Raw genomic sequence first — 16,565 nt, forward strand, 5'->3', positions numbered from 1 at the left:
GCGAATCAAGGAAGGCCGGGACTACCCATGAGGGCGTTGATTGGGTGGGTTGTCGCGCTGGCTGCAGCAGTCTCGATCGGTCTTGCGGCCAACTCTCAAGCCGAGCAGCAGGTTGCTGAGCCTGGGAGTGAAACTTCCGCAGCGACGTTGGCGCCACAGCAAGACCCCATATGGAATTGAACCTGGACGAGGTGTAGGGAAGCTGACAACGCAGACTTAGGTATGGCGATGACTCCAGACGACCGCCGAAAGATGGAGAACCAATGGCACTCCATCGATCTCGCTACGGCGGTTCCCCGACCCGGGGACAGGATGGCGGTAGCCCTGCTGGGTGAGCCGATCACCATCCTTCGCGACCGGGGCGGGAGCGTCCGGGCCTTCCGCCGGAGGCCAAGGCGCTATGTACGCTGCGTGGTGCGCTGCGGCGTGATCTTCGTCAATCTTGGCGAAGAGGATCACGTTCCCGTAGCAGCCGACGGCGTACCTGATAGCGAGAGCATCACCCCCCACTGTGCCTGACCGGGCGGTATCCCCCGTGTCCAGATCGCCCGAAGGCACACCAGCGGTGCCATCGCGGACGCAACCCCGCGATGGCACCGCTTTTGCGTGTTCCTGCGCGCATGCTTGGAGGGCGGCGGGCGCGTCGCGGTCGCCCGTTGCCGGTGCTGGGTTGGAGTTGAGTGGAGTAGACTCAACTTAGCTACGTGGCCTCAGGCACGCCGAGTGCGGCCGAGGCGTACCCAGGATCGGCACCCCGGCAAGGAGGAGCACACAGCAGTGGACGCGGAGCTGACCAACAAGAGCCAGGAAGCGATCGCCGGCGCCAACAGCCGTGCCGTGTCCGGCGGCAATCCGGACATCACCCCCGTACATCTGCTGCTCGCCCTGCTCGACGTGGCGGACAACGAGAACCTTCAGGACCTGCTGGCCGCCGTCGACGCCGACCAGGCCGCGGTGCGGTCCGGGGCCGAGGCGCTGCTCGGCGGGTTGCCCAGGGTGCAGGGGGCGACCGTGTCGCCGCCGCGGGCGGACCGGGAGTTGCTCGCCGTCGTGTCCGATGCCGCCGAGCGGGCGCGGAAGCTCGGCGATCAGTATGTGTCGACCGAGCACCTGCTCATCGGGGTCGCCGCCGAGGGCGGTGCCGCCAAGGAGTTGCTGAAGAAGCAGGGGGCGAGCGCCAAGGCGCTCGTGCAGGCGTTCGAGAAGATCCGCGGCGACCGGCGCGTGACCACGAGGAACCCCGAGGGCACGTACCAGGCGCTGGGCAAGTTCGGCACCGACCTCACCGCCGCCGCCCGCGACGGCAAGCTCGACCCGGTCATCGGGCGGGACCAGGAGATCCGCCGCGTCGTGCAGGTGCTCTCCCGGCGTACGAAGAACAATCCCGTCCTCATCGGCGAGCCCGGCGTCGGGAAGACCGCCGTCGTCGAGGGGCTCGCGCAGCGGATCGTGAAGGGGGACGTGCCGGAGAGCCTGAAGAACAAGCGGCTCGTCGCGCTCGACCTCGGCGCCATGGTCGCCGGGGCGAAGTACCGGGGCGAGTTCGAGGAGCGGCTGAAGACCGTGCTCGCCGAGATCCGGGAGAGCGAAGGACAGGTCATCACCTTCATCGACGAGCTGCACACCGTCGTCGGCGCCGGCGCGGGCGGCGAGTCCGCCATGGACGCCGGCAACATGCTGAAGCCCATGCTCGCCCGCGGCGAGCTGCGCATGGTCGGCGCGACGACCCTCGACGAGTACCGCGAGCGGATCGAGAAGGACGCCGCCCTGGAGCGCCGCTTCCAGCAGGTACTTGTCGCCGAGCCCACCGTCGAGGACACCATCGCGATCCTCCGCGGCTTGAAGGGGCGGTACGAGGCCCACCACAAGGTCGTCATCGCCGACTCCGCGCTCGTCGCCGCCGCGACCCTCTCCGACCGCTACATCACCTCCCGCTTCCTCCCCGACAAGGCCATCGACCTCGTCGACGAGGCCGCCTCCCGGCTCCGGATGGAGATCGACTCCTCGCCCACCGAGATCGACGAGCTGCAGCGCGCCGTCGACCGCCTCCGGATGGAGGAGCTGGCGCTGAAGAACGAGTCGGACGTCGCCTCCCGCGAGCGGCTGGAGCGGCTCCAGCGCGACCTCGCCGACAAGGAGGAGGAACTGCGCGGCCTCACCGCCCGCTGGGAGAAGGAGAAGCAGGGCCTCAACCGGGTGGGTGAGCTGAAGGAGCGGCTGGACGAGCTGCGCGGCACCGCCGAGCGCGCACAGCGCGACGGCGACTTCGACACCGCCTCCAAGCTCCTCTACGGCGAACTGCCCGCCCTCGAACGCGAGCTGGAGGAGGCGTCGGCCGCCGAGGAGGAGGTCAAGCGGGACACGATGGTCAAGGAGGAGGTCGGCTCGGACGACATCGCCGACGTCATCTCCTCCTGGACCGGCATCCCCGCCGGCCGGCTGCTGGAGGGCGAGACGCAGAAGCTGCTCCGCATGGAGGAGGAGCTGGGCCGGCGGCTCATCGGGCAGGACGTGGCCGTACGGGCCGTCTCCGACGCCGTGCGCCGCACCCGCGCCGGCATCGCCGACCCCAACCGGCCGACGGGCTCGTTCCTCTTCCTCGGCCCCACCGGCGTCGGCAAGACCGAGCTGGCCAAGGCGCTGGCCGACTTCCTCTTCGACGACGAGCGGGCCATGGTCCGCATCGACATGAGCGAGTACGGCGAGAAGCACTCCGTCTCCCGCCTGGTCGGCGCGCCCCCGGGGTACGTCGGGTACGAGGAGGGCGGTCAGCTCACGGAGGCCGTACGGCGGCGCCCGTACTCGGTGATCCTGCTGGACGAGATGGAGAAGGCGCACAGCGAGGTCTTCGACATCCTCCTCCAGGTGCTGGACGACGGGCGGCTGACGGACGGTCAGGGCCGTACGGTCGACTTCCGCAACACCATCCTCATCCTCACCTCCAACCTCGGCTCCACCTTCCTCGTCGATCCGATGATCAAGGACGAGCAGAAGCGGGAGGGGGTGCTGGAGACGGTGCGGAAGGTCTTCCGGCCCGAGTTCCTCAACCGGCTCGACGACCTCGTCGTCTTCAACGCGCTCGGCGGCGACCAGCTCAAGCGCATCGCCGCCATCCAACTCGCCCATCTGCAGGAACGGCTCTCGGAACGCCGGCTCACACTGGAGGTCAGCGACGCCGCGCTGGCCTGGCTGGCGCGGCTGGGCGTCCCGGAGGACGAGCCGGAGCCGGACCTCAGCTACGGGGCGCGGCCGCTGCGGCGGCTGGTGCAGACGGCGATCGGGGACCAGCTCGCGAAGGAGATCCTGGCGGGCGAGGTGCGCGACGGGGACACCGTGTGGGTGGACGTGCTCGGGGACCAGTTGCTGGTCGGCGCGGCGCGGTAGGGGCGGCCGGACGGGGCCTGTCGGCCCGCGCCGGGCGGTGGTGCCGCCCGGCGCGCTGCTCCGGCGCAGCGAGTTGTCCACAGGGTGTCGCCGCCGGGTTGCGGGCACGGGCCCCCGGTGGGGGAGGATGGGCGCCGAACCGTTCGAAGGGAACCCCACGTGAGCATCGACCCGTCCTCGATTCCGAACTTCGGGGGCCAGCAGCCCGAATCCCGCGGCAGCGGCGGCCCGCAGGGGCCCATCGTGCCCGACCAGGATCTGGTCAAGCAGCTCCTGGACCAGATGGAGCTGAAGTACGTCGTCGACGAGGAGGGGGACCTCGCGGCGCCGTGGGAGCAGTTCCGTACGTACTTCATGTTCCGCGGCGAGGACGAGCAGCAGCTCTATTCGGTGCGGACCTTCTACGACCGGCAGCACTCGCTGGACGACAAGCCGGAGCTGCTGGAGGCCATCGACGACTGGAACCGGCGCACGCTGTGGCCGAAGGTCTACACGCACACGCATGACGACGGCTCCGTCCGGCTCATCGGCGAGGCGCAGATGCTGATCGGCACCGGCGTGGCGCTGGAGCACTTCGTGTCGAGCACGGTGAGCTGGGTGCGGGCGTCGATCGAGTTCGACAAGTGGCTGGTGGAGACGCTGGGGCTGCAGCAGGAGCTGGACGAGGGCGGCGACGGTGAGGACGGGCCCGGCGACGCGGGCGGTGAGGGGCCGAAGGAGGGCTGAGGGCGCGACTGGTCGCGGGCGCGGCCGGGTCGGGCGGAGCCGCCGGTCCCGGCGTGCGGGTCCGGCCGGCGTGCGGCCGTGCGGCCGTGCGGCCGTGCGGTCGGGGCGGCCGGGGCGGCCGGGGTCAGGGTTCCGTCAGGGCGGTGCGCAGCGTCTCGTACGCGCGGGTGCCGGGGGTGACGGGTGCGTAGTGGCCGGTGCCGGGCAGCTCCAGCAGCCGCCCGCCCACGGCGCGGGCGTAGCGGCGGGACAGCTCCACCGGTACGTCGGCGTCGGCCTCGCCGTGGAGCAGCACGACCGGCGCCGCCGGGGCCGGCATCCGCATCGGGTCCGTCTCGTCGAGCCGCTCCGCCACGCGCCCGGCGCCGCCGAGGAGCCCGGCGACGGCGCCGTCGCTGAGGCCCAGTTCGTGGGCGCGGGCCAGGTCCGCGACCGCGGCGACGCCGACGACGCGGGAGACGGCGGTCGGGCACCGCGAGGCGGCCCAGAGCGCGAGGTGGCCGCCCGCGGAGTGCCCGGCGAGGACCACGGGCCCGGCCCCGGGCAGCGCGGCGAGCGCGGGCGGCAGATCGTCGAACGTCGCGGGGAACCCCCCGCCGCCGTCGCCTTCCGCATCGCCCACGCGGCGGTACTCGATCAGCGCCACGCACCCGTTCAGGTCCTCGGCCAGCGCCGCCGCCAGCGGGGTCAGGTACGTGCGGTCGTAGCGTTCCCGCCAGAAGCCGCCGTGCAGCAGTGCCACGACCGGCCGGGCGGACGGGTCCCCGTACAGGTCGACGACCTGCGACGGATGGTCCCCGTACGCCAGCGTGCGGGTGGGCGGGACCCGCTTCAGGGCGAACAGCGTGCGGGCCTCGTCGTCCAGTTCGTCAACGGCGGTCATCCAGCACCTCTCCCAGCACTCCGGCAGCGCGGTACACGTCCGAGAACGAGGTATACAGCGGCGTCACGCCGAAACGGAGCACATCCGGCGGCCGGAAGTCGCCGACCACCCCGCGCGCGATCAGCTCGCCCATCACCGCCTCCGCCTCCGCGCACCGCAGCGCGACCTGGCTGCCGCGCTCGGCGTGCGGCAGCGGGGTGAGCGGCGTGAGCGAAGGACCGCCCGGGAGGGCCGCGACGCACTCCAGGAAGAAGTCCGACAGCGCCAGGCTCTTCTCCCGCACCGCCTCGATCGCCACGCCGTCCCACACCTCAAGCGCCGCCTCCAGCGCCAGCATCGACAGGATGTCCGGCGTCCCGACGCGCCCGCGCACGGAGCCGTCCGCCGGGAGGTAGCCGGCGGACATGGCGAAGGGGTCGGCGTGGGAGTTCCAGCCGGGCAGCGGGGAGTCGAAGCGGGGCTGGAGGTCGCGCCGTACGTAGAGGTACGCGGGCGACCCGGGGCCGCCGTTGAGGAACTTGTACGTGCACCCCACCGCCAGGTCCACCCCGTGCGCGTCGAGCCCGACGGGCAGCGCGCCGGCGCTGTGGCACAGGTCCCACACGGCGAGTGCGCCGGCCGCGTGCAGCGCGGCGGTGGTGCCGGGCAGGTCGTGGAGCCGGCCGGTGCGGTAGTCGACGTGGTTGACCAGCGCGAGGGCGGTCCGCGGTCCCGCGGTGGCGGCGATCTCGTGCGGCTCCACGGCCCGTAGCGCGCAGCCGGTCAGCCGGGCGGCGGACTCGGCGACGTAGCCGTCGGTGGGGAACGTCGTCGCGTCGACCAGCACCTCGTCCCGGGCCGCCCCCGCGCCGGACTGCGCGATGCGCACCCCGGCGACGACGGCCTTGAGGACGTTGACGCTGGTGGAGTCGGAGACGACCACCTGCCCTGGCGCGGCGCCCAGCAAGGGCGCGATCCGGTCGCCGATCCGCTCGGGCGCGGTCCACCAGCCGGACTCCGTCCACGACCGGATCCGCAGCGTCCCCCACTCCCGCGCCACGACGTCCGCGACGCGGGCCGGGACGGCGGCGGGGAGGGCGCCGAGGGAGTTGCCGTCGAGGTAGACGACCGGCGGGCCGGAGGTCGTTGTCGCGCCGGGCGGCTCCGCGTCGTCCAGGACGAACTCCGCCCGCTTCGCCCGCAGCGGGTCCGCCAGGTCCAGCGCCGCCGCCCGCTTCGCCAGCGCCGCGAACTCCGTCACCACGCCGCCGCCGGCCGGGGCCGCCGCCCCCGGCCCGTACGACTCAGACATGGCTCCGCGCCGTCCACAGCTCGGGGAACACCTGCTTCGCCGCGCGCTTCTCCAGCCACGACACCCCCGCCGAGCCGCCCGTGCCGACCTTCCCGCCCATCGCGCGGCGGGTGGCCACCAGATGGTCGTTGCGCCAGCGCCACACCAGCTCGGCGATGTCCGTCAGCACCTCGCCGAGCTGGATCAGACCGGAGTCCTGCGGGCCCGCGTAGACCGCCGCCCACGCGGCCTCGACCTCGGGATGCGGCTCGTACCGCCGCGCCGGGTCGCGGTCCAGGACGTCGGCGGAGAGGCGGTGGCCCTTGGCGTCGAGGTAGCGCAGCACCTCGTCGTACAGGCTGGGCTCGCCCAGTTGCTTCTCCAGCTCGTCGTGCACCCGCGGTGCGCCGCGGTGCGGCACGAGCATCGACGCCGACTTCTCGCCGAGCAGGAACTCCATCCGCCGGTACATCGCCGACTGGAACCCCGAGCCCTCGCCGAGGGCGGCGCGGTAGGAGTTGAACTGCCGCGGGGTGAGCCGCGCCAGCGGCTCCCAGGAGGCGTTCAGCGAGCGCAGCTCGTACGTGCTGCGCCGCAGCGCCGCCAGCGCCACCGGCAGGTCGTCGCGGCGCAGCGCCTCGGCGGCGGTCTCCCACTCGTGCACGATGACGGTGAACCACAACTCCATGACCTGAGTGGTCACCAGGAAGACCAACTCGCCGGGGTCGTCGGAGAGCGGGTGCTGCAGATGGGTGAGGACGTCCGCCTGGACGTAGTCCTCGTACGGAGTGGTGCCCCGGAAGTCGAGGTTCGGGGGCTGGTGCCCGTCAGGGTTCTGGCGGTCTTCCGGGGTCTGGCGACCGTCGGTCTCCGCGGGCAGGGGGTCGTGAGCACGGCTGTCCATGAGCTGTCTCCCACACATGAGCCACCGGGTAGCGGTCCGCCCCTTCCTGCCGGCAACAGGGCCCCGGTCCCCTCGGGTACGGCGGCATCCGGTGCGCCGTACCCACTTCGCATCATCCGCGGCACGGCGGCGGGAGGCAAGAGCAGCCGACCGGGCCGGGCGGGGCCGGCCCCGGTCAGCCCTCGGGCCGGCTCGTCAGGAGAGAGTTTCCGCCGCGGTCGGCGAGCTGTCGCGCAGGAACGTGCTGCACCGCTCGTATTCCTCGGTCTCCCCGATGGCCTGCGCGGCGCGGGCGAGGGCGGCGAGGGCGCGGAGGAAGCCGCGGTTCGGCTCGTGCTCCCACGGCACCGGGCCCTGGCCCTTCCAGCCGTTGCGGCGCAGCGAGTCCAGGCCGCGGTGGTAGCCGGTGCGCGCGTACGCGTACGACTCGACGGCGCGGCCGGCCTCGAAGGCCTCGTCCGCGAGCTGCGCCCAGGCCAGCGAGGACGCCGGGAACTCCGCCGCCACCTCGGACGGGGCGGCGCCGCTCGCGAGCAGGTCGCGCGGCCCCGGGTCCTCGGGCAGGTAGGTGGGGGGTGGGCCGCCGAGGAGGTTCTCGTGAATCGCCATGGGTTCCAGCCTGCCATGGCCGGGTCAGCCGGTGACCGCCGCGGTCGGCATGGACGGCGGTGCCCCGGCCGGGTCCTCACCACGGAGAGCCGGCCTTGCCCGGTCGATGCGAGGTGACCGGCTGCTCTCCGGCCGGCCGTCGGCGCACCGAAATTTTCGAGAACGCAGTCGGCGACGCGTGGCGTGTCCTCCCTAGGTGGTGCCAGGAATCGGGTACAAAGGGCACCAAGTGGTGTGATGACTGGTATTCACACTCAAAACACAGAAAGTAGGGACGGCATGCGCAAGCTTCGTCAGGCCGTGGTTGTGGGCGCGATGCTCGGCAGCATCTCCATGCTCGGCGCCGGTGTGGCCGCCGCCGACGACACCACGGAGGCCGCGGCCCCGCACGGTGCCACCTCGACCGAGGGCACGACGGCTGCCCCCAAGTCGGCGCCCAAGGGCAAGCACGACAAGGGTGACGACTACGACATCACCACGGTCGTCAAGTGCGACCAGGACATCGACAACAGCGTCGACCGGCGCCAGTACGGCCTGGTCAACCTGGGCGACGTCACCGTGCCGATCTTCGGCTCGGGCAACGCGGACTCGACCTCCAGCCAGAACGTCTGCGGCATCGACAACGACAAGAACTCCAGCGACAGCGAGGCCGAGACCGAGAACGACGGCGACCTGCTGGACGTCCTCTGAGGTTTGTTGATCCGTAGGCCTTTTGCTCGGGAAGAGGTCTGATGGAACAGTGAACTCGGCGTCGGCAGTGCCCCAGGGCACACGCTGACGCCGAGTTCTTCCGTGTGTGCCGCCCGCCGATGCGCCGTTCTTCGATCGGTTGCTGCCGGCCGGGGCAGGCCCGGCCCGGCCCGTGGGCCCGGCCGGGACGTGTCCACGCGGTGCTACTTCAGCTTCGTGCCCGTCGAGCGCAGGTGGTCGCAGGCGGTCCGGACGCGCTCGGCCATCGACGCCTCGGCGAGCTTGCCCCAGGCACGCGGGTCGTACGCCTTCTTGTTGCCCACCTCGCCGTCGACCTTCAGCACGCCGTCGTAGTTCTGGAACATGTGCGCCGCGACGGGGCGGGTGAACGCGTACTGCGTGTCCGTGTCGATGTTCATCTTCACCACGCCGTTCTCCAGGGCCGTGGCGATCTCCTCCTCGGAGGAGCCGGAGCCGCCGTGGAAGACGAAGTCGAACGGGCTCTGCTTGCCGTACTTCGCGCCGACGCCCTCCTGGAGGTCCTTCAGCAGCTCGGGACGGAGCACGACGTTGCCCGGCTTGTAGACCCCGTGCACATTGCCGAAGGAGGCCGCCAGCAGGTAGCGGCCCTGCTCGCCGAGGCCCAGCGCCTCGGCGGTGCGCAGCGCGTCGTCCACCGTCGTGTACAGCTCGTCGTTGATCTCGTGGGTGACGCCGTCCTCCTCGCCGCCGGTCGGGGTGATCTCGACCTCCAGGATGATCTTCGCGGCGGCCGCGCGGGGCAGCAGCTCCTGGGCGATGGACAGGTTGTCCGCGAGGGTCTCGGCGGAGCCGTCCCACATGTGCGACTGGAACAGCGGGTTCTCCCCGCGGGCGACGCGCTCCTCGGAGGCGGCGAGGAGCGGGCGCACGTACCCGTCGAGCTTGTCCTTGGGGCAGTGGTCGGTGTGCAGGGCGACATTGACCGGGTACTTCGCGGCGACGATCGCCGCGTACTCCGCGAGGGCGACGGCGCCCGTGACCATGTCCTTGCTGTACTGCCCGCCCAGGAACTCGGCGCCGCCTGTGGAGATCTGGACGATCCCGTCGCTCTCGGCCTCGGCGAAGCCGCGCAGCGCGGCGTGCAAGGTCTGCGACGAGGTGACGTTGATGGCCGGGTAGGCGAACTTGCCTGCCTTCGCCCGGTCCAGCATCTCGTTGTAGACCTCGGGGGTTGCGATGGGCATCTGTCCGCTCCTTGGAGACGTGCGGGTGTGTGCGGGTGTCTGCAGTGCGTGTACGAGTGCGACCGGCTCCGTTGCCGTGGCGCCCCTGGAGTGCCCCCATCCTCCCAGATGTCCGCCCGCGCTTCCCCGTCCTGTGGATAACCCGCGCCGGCCCGTGGGAGCGCTCCGCTGGGCTCAGCCGAGGCCCAGGTCGGAGAGCCCGTAGGCGTACAGATACGGCACGCCCGCCGTGTCGCGCACGCGCTCGGCCGCGCCCGTGTCGCGGTCCACGATCGTCGCCACGGCGACCACCTCCGCGCCCGCCTCGCGCACCGCCTCCACGGCCGTCAGCGCGGAACCGCCCGTCGTCGACGTGTCCTCGACGACCAGCACCCGGCGGCCCGCGACGTCCGGGCCCTCGATGCGGCGCTGCATGCCGTGCGTCTTGCTCGCCTTCCGCACGACGAACGCGTCCAGCGGGCGCGCGCGGTCGCCCGCGGCGGCGGAGGCGTGGAGCATGGCGTCGGCGATGGGGTCGGCGCCGAGGGTGAGGCCGCCGACCGCGTCGTACGCGAAGTCCTTGGCCAGGTCGAGCATGACGCGGCCCACGAGCGGCGCGGCGGAGCCGTCCAGGGTGATGCGGCGCAGGTCCAGGTAGTAGTCGGCCTCGATGCCGGAGGAGAGGGTCACCTTGCCGTGCACGACGGCCTTGTCCTTGATCTGACCCAGCAGGTCGGCGTGTGCGTCGCTCATGGCGGTGAGCCTAACCGAGCGTGCGCCACGCCCAGGTGGTCGATACCTCCAGCGGATCGATGGGGGTGACGAGGCGCGGGTGGGTGTTGAGCCCGTTGGGCGGGCCGGACTGCGGCTCCACGCAGACGGCCGCGGGCTGCTCGTCGTAGACGACGACCCACTCCGCGCGGCTGGTGACGGTCAGCTCCAGCCGGCCGGGCCAGGTGAGCGTCACGTCGACGCCGTCGGGCATGCCGAAGCAGTCGTCCCACGGGCCGGGCCGCGGCTCGATGCGCTTGCCGGTGGGGAGGTGGTCCTCGCCGCGCTGCTCCTGCCAGGCGGCGGCGAAGTCGATGCGCACGCCGGGGTCGTTCGTGTCGTCGGAGAGGTGCCGTACGAACCAGGGGTGCCAGCCGGCCTGCGCGGGGAAGGAGTCGCCGGTGGTCTCCACGGCGAGGGTGAGCGTCACCTTGTCCGGCTCCAGCTCGACCAGTTGGGTCACGCGGCCCGGGTACGGCCAGGGGTCGGCGAGGTCGTACGAGAACGCGGCGGAGGCGTCGTCCGCGCGCACGGTGCGCCAGGCGGTGTCGCGGCCGGTGCCGTGGATGGCGTGCGGCGGGGCGTCGGCGGGGAGCCGGTGCTTGACGCCGCCGTTGCGGAACTCGCCCCGCTCCAGGCGGCCGCAGAAGGGGACCATGGGGAAGCAGCCGTAGCGATCGCCGGCCCGCAGCAGCTCGGTCCCGGCCACGCGCAGGCTCGCGACCCGGCAGCCGTTGCGGGGATCCATCGTCAACTCGGCGTCACCGGCGGTGAGACGTGTGGGCACGCCCCGAGCCTAGACGAGGCCCGTGACATCCCGCCGCGAGGGACCGGGACGACGGACGCGCCCGGCGGCGGGCGGGCGCGTGTGCGGGAAGCGACGGGCCTCGGGGCCCGGGGCGGAGAGCCGGGCCGGGCGGCCCGGCCCCCGCGCGGCCCGCCGGCCGCGCCGGAGGCGGTCAGTGGCGGCGGCGCAGGGCCCGGCTCAGGATGACCGCCGTGGCGACCGCCAGGGCCGCCGCCGGGGCCAGCCAGCGCAGGCCCGCCGCCTGTGCCGGTGCGTCCGCGGCCGGGGTCGGGGCGTACCGGCCCCGCGGCGGGGCGTGGTCGACCTCCTCCGCGCTGCGGCCGATCATCGTGCGCCTGGCGTGCGCGGCCTCCGGCTCCTCCAGCAGGTCATCAGGCGGCTCGTCCGCGTCCTCCTCCTCGTCGGCGAGGGCGTCGAGCACGTCGTCGGCCAGCGGGTCGAGCGACGGCGGCGGCACCTCGGCGTCGAAGACCTTGCCCGTGCCGGGCGGCGTCTCGCCGGAATGCTCAGGGGCAGGGATCCCGGGAATGGCCCGCTCGTTGTCGTCGCCGAGCCCCGCGTCGGTGCCGTCGCCCGGCTGTACGGCGTCGTCCGGGTGCTCCGGCTCCCCGGCCGGCGCCGGGGGTTCCTCCGCAAGCGGCTCCGCCTCCAGGTCCGCCGCCAGGCTCTCCGCGAAGCGCTCCAGCAGCCGTACGCCCGCCGCCTCCGCCTGCGCCGCCTCCACCGCAGCCAGCCGCCCCGTGCTCGCCACCGTGCCCGTGCACAGCAGCGTCGCCGTCCCTTCCTCGACTGCCTCGCGCGGCGTGAGGGCCAGCGACACCGTCACCGTCCCGCTGCCGCGCGACTCCTCGCCCTCGGCCTCCACCGCGACGGAGGGGCCGCCCGGCGTCAGCCGCAGCGTGCCGCGGTACGTGATGCTGGAGCCGGCGACGCGGAGCCGCAGCCGGCCGCGCAGCAAGCCCGGCTCCTCCGCCCCGTCCTCGTCGAGCGTCAGCCCCGGGACGCTGCGGGCGACCCGCTCGGCGTCGGACAGGGCGCGGCGAACGGTTTCAGCGGGCTGCGGTACGTGCACCTCTCGCTCCATGGAGCGGAGCCTACCCACGGGGAACCTGCCCGGCACAGGGTTCTGCGGCGGGTGGCGGAACAGGTCACTCCACCGCCCGCGAAGGCCACCGCACCCACCCCGACCAGCGGAAAGTCCACCCGATCCGGTGAGGCACAGACCCGCGCGACCGCAACCCGGCCCGTTTTCACCCCTGATACCTCGGGTGCAGCAGCGTCGACGGCGCCAGGTCCGCCGCCTCCGGCGGCGCCGCCAGCGGGGCCGCGCCCGGGGGCAGCGTCGCGGCGAGGGGGCGGCGGGCGGCGAGCACGAAGCCCCAGCGGTCGTCGCGGTCGCCCGCCTCGTACGCGCACGGGGCCAGCCCCGCGGCCCGTACGGTCGCCGCCACCGTCCACAGGCTGTGCATCGCGTCCCCGGACCCCGGCCCCGCCGCCGCCCCGGCCTCGCCCCCGCTCCCGGTCCCGGTCCCGCTCCTCGTCCCCGTCCCGCTCCCGCTCCCGGAATCGGAGCCGGCCCCAGACCCCGCACCCCGACCCGCCCACGACGCCGCGTGGACCACCAGCCGGCCCCCGTCCGCCAGCGCCCGCCCCGCCAGCCCGTAGAACTCCTGCGAATACAGCTTCGTGCTCCCCGTGTTCCGCGGCTCCGGCAGATCCGACACGATCACGTCGTACCGCCCCGGCGGCGCCGACCGCCGCAGCCAGTCGAACGCCTCCGCGTGCACCACCCGCAGCCGCGGGTCCCCGTACGCGTGCTCGTTGAGCCTCGTCAGCCGCGGATCCTCCGCCGCCAGCCGGCTCAGCGCCGGGTCCAGCTCCACGAGCGTCACCTCCGCGACGTCCGCGTGCCGCAGCGCCTCGCGGGCCGCGAGGCCGTCGCCGCCGCCGAGGACGAGGACCCGCCGCCGCGAGTCCGGCGCGGCCAGCGCGGGCCGCATCAGCGCCTCGTGGTAGCGCTGCTCGTCCGCGGAGTCGACGCGCAACTGCCCGTCGAGGTAGAGCTCCACGGACCCCCCCTTCTCCGCCGTCAGGACGATCTCCTGCACGTCGGTCGTCTGCGCCACCCGCACCTCCGAGCCGTAGACCGCGTTTCTGGCCGCACGTTCGAAAGGGGCGGACAGGAGTGCGGCGAGCGCGAGGAGCGCCAGGACCGTCGCGTTCCCCGCGAACAGCGCCCAGCGCGCACGCCGGCTCAGGTCGTGCCGGAAGAGATAGAGCACCAGGGCGCATCCCGCCGTCGCGTTGACCGCCCCCGTGATGAGCGCGCTGGAGAGCTGCCCGAGCCACGGGAGCAGCACGAACGGGAAGGCCAGACCGCCGGCCAGCGCCCCCACGTAGTCCGCGGCGAAGAGGTCGGCCACCGCGCCGCCCGGATCCTGCCGCCGGACGCGCTGGATGAGCGTCATCAGCAGCGGCACCTCGGCGCCGATCAGCACGCCGATCGCCAGCGCGTACGCCACGAGCACGAACCGCGGCTGGCCGAACCACGCGAAGCACGCGTGCAGCGCCATCGCCGAGAGGCCGCCGAGGAGCGCGAGCACCGCCTCGACTCCGCCGAAGGCGACGGCCGCGCGGATCCGCAGCCGCTTGGCCAGCAGCGAGCCGACGCCCATCGCGAAGACCATGACGGACAGCACGACGGACGCCTGGGTGACGGAGTCGCCGATCAGGTACGACCCGAGGGCCACCAGCTCCAGCTCGTACACCAACCCGCAGGCCGCGCAGACGAAGACCGTGGCGAGCACGAGAAACCGCCCGGTGGCGGGCGGCACCGGCAGGGCGGGCGGCGGCGCGCCCGGCAGCGCGGGGGCGCGGCCGGGGGCGCGCGTCGTCTGCTCGTACGGTTCGATCACGGAGGAACGATACGTTTGCGCCGGTGCCGCCCCTTGTCACCCACACGTGTGCAATATGCCCTGGACATAGGCGAATTGCCCCCTGTCCACGGCACCGGCGGCGCGCCCGGCGACCGTCCTAGACCGGCTCCGCGACCCGCGCGGCCATCGTCGTCCGCGTCGCCACCAGGCGTCCTTCCTGCGGATACGAGTGCCACGTGCGCCAGCCGACGACGTCACCCTGACGGTGCACCAGGAGCGCGGTGAACGCGTGCGGGCTGCCGGGGAACGTGCCGGCGAGCCCGCGCGGGTGGTCGGCGACCAGCGCCAGCAGCTCCTGGGCGCGGGACTCGAAGGCCCCCCGGGTCAGCGTCTCGACCCGGGCGGCGAACTCGTACTCCCACCCGGCGACCTGCTTGGCCACGCCGAGGGGGAGCGGTGTGCTGCTGCCCGGCAGACAGGCGACGGTCTCGGAACAGACCGAATCGCCGTCTCTGAGCAGCACTTGATGGGAGGCACCGAGGAGTCTGAGCTGTACGTCGGCGGTGCCGAGGCGCAGGTCGAGCACCGCGAGGGCCGGCATGGGATCCATCCCGAGCCGCCATGCGAGGTCCTGGGCCCGGGTATCCGTGTACGAGGTCTTGAGAGTGGTGAGCATGGGTCGGCTCCGCAGGCAGGTGGAAGACATCGGGCCGCCCGCCGCATGGCGGGACCACGAGTGCGGGCGCAGGCCGAGAGGCACACGGGCACGCCCCGGCAGAAGGGGAATGCGCCCGGGAAATACGGAATCATGAAGTGCGGCCCGCCGACAGCGTTTTTACCCTTCTTCACCGGGTTTCCATCGGGCGGGCGCGCGACTGGTCAGTTGTTCACTATGTGACAACTAGCACCCGCCGCCGCCTCCGTCACCGCCGCCACCCCCGCCGCAGTCCCCGCCGCCGGAGTCCCCGCCCCAGTAGCCGGTACCCGCCCCGCCGCCGCTCCCGCCGGCGAAGCCCCTGCGGCGCGTGCCGGACGGCCCGCCGCGGTGGACGGGATGCCTGGAGAGGGTGAAGGACAACGCCACGACCAACCCGATCGCGGCCACGCCGAAAACGATGAATCCCATCGGACCTTCCAATCTCCCCCGCCCCCGCGGAGGTCCGCTGTATCACCGGATGTGCCCCGCGCACGGCCTCCTCAACCCTCCGCCGTGCAAGCATGTCCCCATGGGACGTCCACCGCTGAGCAGCCGTCTGACCCCCTTCGTGACCACGATCTTCGCCGAGATGTCGGCCCTCGCCGTACGCACCGGTTCGATCAATCTGGGCCAGGGCTTCCCCGACACCGACGGCCCCGCGGAGGTCGCCGAGGCGGCCGTACGGGCCATCCGGGAGGGCCGCGGCAACCAGTACCCGCCGGGGCCCGGGATCCCCGAGCTGCGGCACGCCGTCGCGGAGCACCAGCGGCGGTGGTACGGGCTGGAGTGGGACCCCGAGTCGGAGGTGCTCGTCACCGCCGGGGCCACCGAGGCGGTCGCGGCGGCGCTGCTCGCGCTGCTGGAGCCGGGCGACGAGGTGATCGCCCTGGAGCCGTACTACGACTCGTACGCCGCCTGCATCGCCATGGCCGGCGCCCGCCGCGTCCCGGTCACCCTGCGCCCCGGCACGGGTGCAGGTGCCGGCGCGCCCGTGTACCGGCTCGACCTCGACGAGCTGCGCGCCGCCGTCACCCCCGCCACCCGCCTCATCCTCCTCAACTCCCCCCACAACCCCACCGGCACCGTCCTCGACCGCACCGAGCTGGAGGCCGTCGCCGCCCTCGCCCGCGAGCGGGACCTCCTCGTCGTCACCGACGAGGTCTACGAGCACCTCGTCTTCGACGGCGCGCACATCCCGCTCGCCACCCTCCCCGGCATGCGCGAGCGCACGGTGTCCATCTCGTCGGCCGGCAAGAGCTACTCCTTCACCGGCTGGAAGGTCGGCTGGGTCACCGCCCCCGCGCCGCTGGTCGCCGCCGTGCGCACCGCCAAGCAGTACCTGACGTACGTCAGCGCCGGCCCCTTCCAGTACGCCGTCGCCGAGGCGCTGGCGCTGCCGGACGCCTACCTCACCGGGCTCCGCGCCGACCTGCTGCGCAAGCGCGACCTCCTCGCCGCCGGGCTCACGGAGGCCGGCCTGCGCGTCTTCCGCCCGTCCGGGACGTACTTCATCACCGCCGACATCACCCCCCTCGGCGAGAAGGACGGCGTCGCGTACTGCATGTCGCTGCCCGAGCGCTGCGGGGTCGTCGCGGTGCCGACGCAGGTGTTCTACGACGATCCGGACGCCGGGCGCAGCATCGTGCGGTTCGCCTTCTGCAAGAAGGACGAGGTGCTGACGGAGGCGGTGCGGCGGCTGAAGGAGGGCCGTTCGGCGTAAGCCGGGAGGCCGCCGGGGCGGC

At 73.0% G+C, this 16,565-nt stretch carries 15 protein-coding genes; 4 read left to right on the forward strand and 11 right to left on the reverse strand.

Going from position 1 to position 16,565, the window contains the following annotated elements; genetic code table 11:
• Positions 1-777 precede the first annotated feature (777 nt).
• Positions 778-3,384, forward strand: coding sequence for an ATP-dependent chaperone ClpB (gene clpB / locus DMB38_RS18560; protein ID WP_125936133.1), 2,607 nt, complete (start codon positions 778-780; stop codon positions 3,382-3,384).
• A gap of 159 nt (positions 3,385-3,543) precedes the next feature.
• Entirely contained in the window at positions 3,544-4,110 is a 567-nt protein-coding gene (locus DMB38_RS18565) for a YbjN domain-containing protein (protein ID WP_047017030.1), read from the forward strand.
• Positions 4,111-4,234: 124 nt separating this feature from the next.
• Here DMB38_RS18565 and DMB38_RS18570 read toward each other — a convergent pair whose 3' ends face one another.
• The 4 genes from DMB38_RS18570 to DMB38_RS18585 all read right to left on the reverse strand — a co-directional run bounded on the left by DMB38_RS18570 (position 4,235) and on the right by DMB38_RS18585 (position 7,776).
• The gene (locus DMB38_RS18570) at positions 4,235-4,993 is read right to left on the reverse strand and encodes an alpha/beta hydrolase (RefSeq protein ID WP_125936134.1); all 759 of its coding nucleotides are present in this window, start codon (positions 4,991-4,993) and stop codon (positions 4,235-4,237) included.
• A complete protein-coding gene (gene kynU, locus DMB38_RS18575; protein ID WP_125936135.1) occupies positions 4,980-6,284 on the reverse strand; it encodes a kynureninase in 1,305 nt (434 codons plus the stop codon). The genes DMB38_RS18570 and kynU overlap by 14 nt, the downstream gene beginning before the upstream one ends.
• The gene (locus DMB38_RS18580) at positions 6,277-7,167 is read right to left on the reverse strand and encodes a tryptophan 2,3-dioxygenase family protein (protein WP_125936136.1); all 891 of its coding nucleotides are present in this window, start codon (positions 7,165-7,167) and stop codon (positions 6,277-6,279) included. Before DMB38_RS18580 ends, kynU begins: the two co-directional genes overlap by 8 nt.
• A gap of 195 nt (positions 7,168-7,362) precedes the next feature.
• The gene (locus DMB38_RS18585; protein ID WP_125936137.1) at positions 7,363-7,776 is read right to left on the reverse strand and encodes a DUF3151 domain-containing protein; all 414 of its coding nucleotides are present in this window, start codon (positions 7,774-7,776) and stop codon (positions 7,363-7,365) included.
• A gap of 279 nt (positions 7,777-8,055) precedes the next feature.
• Here DMB38_RS18585 and DMB38_RS18590 point away from each other — a divergent pair, with 279 nt between their 5' ends.
• A complete protein-coding gene (locus DMB38_RS18590) occupies positions 8,056-8,466 on the forward strand; it encodes a hypothetical protein (RefSeq protein WP_240662360.1) in 411 nt (136 codons plus the stop codon).
• A gap of 203 nt (positions 8,467-8,669) precedes the next feature.
• On the opposite strand, the gene fbaA is transcribed toward DMB38_RS18590, so the two are convergent.
• From fbaA to DMB38_RS18625, 7 genes are all read right to left on the reverse strand, one after another.
• The gene (gene fbaA / locus DMB38_RS18595) at positions 8,670-9,692 is read right to left on the reverse strand and encodes a class II fructose-bisphosphate aldolase (protein WP_018839944.1); all 1,023 of its coding nucleotides are present in this window, start codon (positions 9,690-9,692) and stop codon (positions 8,670-8,672) included.
• 174 nt (positions 9,693-9,866) lie between these two features.
• On the reverse strand, positions 9,867-10,424 hold the full coding sequence (gene pyrE / locus DMB38_RS18600; RefSeq protein ID WP_047017035.1) for an orotate phosphoribosyltransferase: 558 nt from the start codon (positions 10,422-10,424) through the stop codon (positions 9,867-9,869).
• 10 nt (positions 10,425-10,434) lie between these two features.
• Entirely contained in the window at positions 10,435-11,190 is a 756-nt protein-coding gene (locus tag DMB38_RS18605; RefSeq protein ID WP_125939124.1) for an aldose 1-epimerase, read from the reverse strand.
• Between the two features lie 211 nt (positions 11,191-11,401).
• Entirely contained in the window at positions 11,402-12,334 is a 933-nt protein-coding gene (locus DMB38_RS18610) for a hypothetical protein (protein WP_240662362.1), read from the reverse strand.
• A gap of 166 nt (positions 12,335-12,500) precedes the next feature.
• Positions 12,501-14,165, reverse strand: a complete 1,665-nt coding sequence (locus DMB38_RS18615) for a polyamine aminopropyltransferase (protein ID WP_125936138.1) — start codon at positions 14,163-14,165, stop codon at positions 12,501-12,503.
• Positions 14,166-14,283: 118 nt separating this feature from the next.
• Positions 14,284-14,802 (reverse strand): DUF2617 family protein, encoded by a 519-nt coding sequence (locus DMB38_RS18620; RefSeq protein WP_125936139.1) that lies wholly within the window; start codon positions 14,800-14,802, stop codon positions 14,284-14,286.
• Positions 14,803-15,027: 225 nt separating this feature from the next.
• Entirely contained in the window at positions 15,028-15,252 is a 225-nt protein-coding gene (locus DMB38_RS18625) for a hypothetical protein (RefSeq protein ID WP_125936140.1), read from the reverse strand.
• A 100-nt stretch (positions 15,253-15,352) separates the two neighbouring features.
• Between DMB38_RS18625 and DMB38_RS18630 the strand changes: the two genes are divergently transcribed.
• Positions 15,353-16,543 carry a pyridoxal phosphate-dependent aminotransferase gene (locus tag DMB38_RS18630; RefSeq protein ID WP_125936141.1) on the forward strand — a complete coding sequence of 397 codons (1,191 nt, stop codon included), beginning with the start codon at positions 15,353-15,355 and terminating at the stop codon, positions 16,541-16,543.
• Positions 16,544-16,565 lie beyond the last annotated feature (22 nt).

The organism is Streptomyces sp. WAC 06738 (genome assembly GCF_003945505.1).
Classification (GTDB): Bacteria; Actinomycetota; Actinomycetes; order Streptomycetales; family Streptomycetaceae; genus Streptomyces.

Excerpts from the sequence above, each read along its gene's own strand:
- DMB38_RS18570 (WP_125936134.1), bottom strand. The coding sequence starts at position 4,993 with ATGACCGCCGTTGACGAACTGGACGACGAGGCCCGCACGCTGTTCGCC.
- kynU (WP_125936135.1), bottom strand. The coding sequence starts at position 6,284 with ATGTCTGAGTCGTACGGGCCGGGGGCGGCGGCCCCGGCCGGCGGCGGC.
- DMB38_RS18580 (WP_125936136.1), bottom strand. The coding sequence starts at position 7,167 with ATGGACAGCCGTGCTCACGACCCCCTGCCCGCGGAGACCGACGGTCGC.
- DMB38_RS18585 (WP_125936137.1), bottom strand. The coding sequence starts at position 7,776 with ATGGCGATTCACGAGAACCTCCTCGGCGGCCCACCCCCCACCTACCTG.
- DMB38_RS18590 (WP_240662360.1), top strand. The coding sequence starts at position 8,056 with ATGCGCAAGCTTCGTCAGGCCGTGGTTGTGGGCGCGATGCTCGGCAGC.
- fbaA (WP_018839944.1), bottom strand. The coding sequence starts at position 9,692 with ATGCCCATCGCAACCCCCGAGGTCTACAACGAGATGCTGGACCGGGCG.
- pyrE (WP_047017035.1), bottom strand. The coding sequence starts at position 10,424 with ATGAGCGACGCACACGCCGACCTGCTGGGTCAGATCAAGGACAAGGCC.
- DMB38_RS18605 (WP_125939124.1), bottom strand. The coding sequence starts at position 11,190 with ATGGATCCCCGCAACGGCTGCCGGGTCGCGAGCCTGCGCGTGGCCGGG.
- DMB38_RS18610 (WP_240662362.1), bottom strand. The coding sequence starts at position 12,334 with ATGGAGCGAGAGGTGCACGTACCGCAGCCCGCTGAAACCGTTCGCCGC.
- DMB38_RS18620 (WP_125936139.1), bottom strand. The coding sequence starts at position 14,802 with ATGCTCACCACTCTCAAGACCTCGTACACGGATACCCGGGCCCAGGAC.
- DMB38_RS18625 (WP_125936140.1), bottom strand. The coding sequence starts at position 15,252 with ATGGGATTCATCGTTTTCGGCGTGGCCGCGATCGGGTTGGTCGTGGCG.
- DMB38_RS18630 (WP_125936141.1), top strand. The coding sequence starts at position 15,353 with ATGGGACGTCCACCGCTGAGCAGCCGTCTGACCCCCTTCGTGACCACG.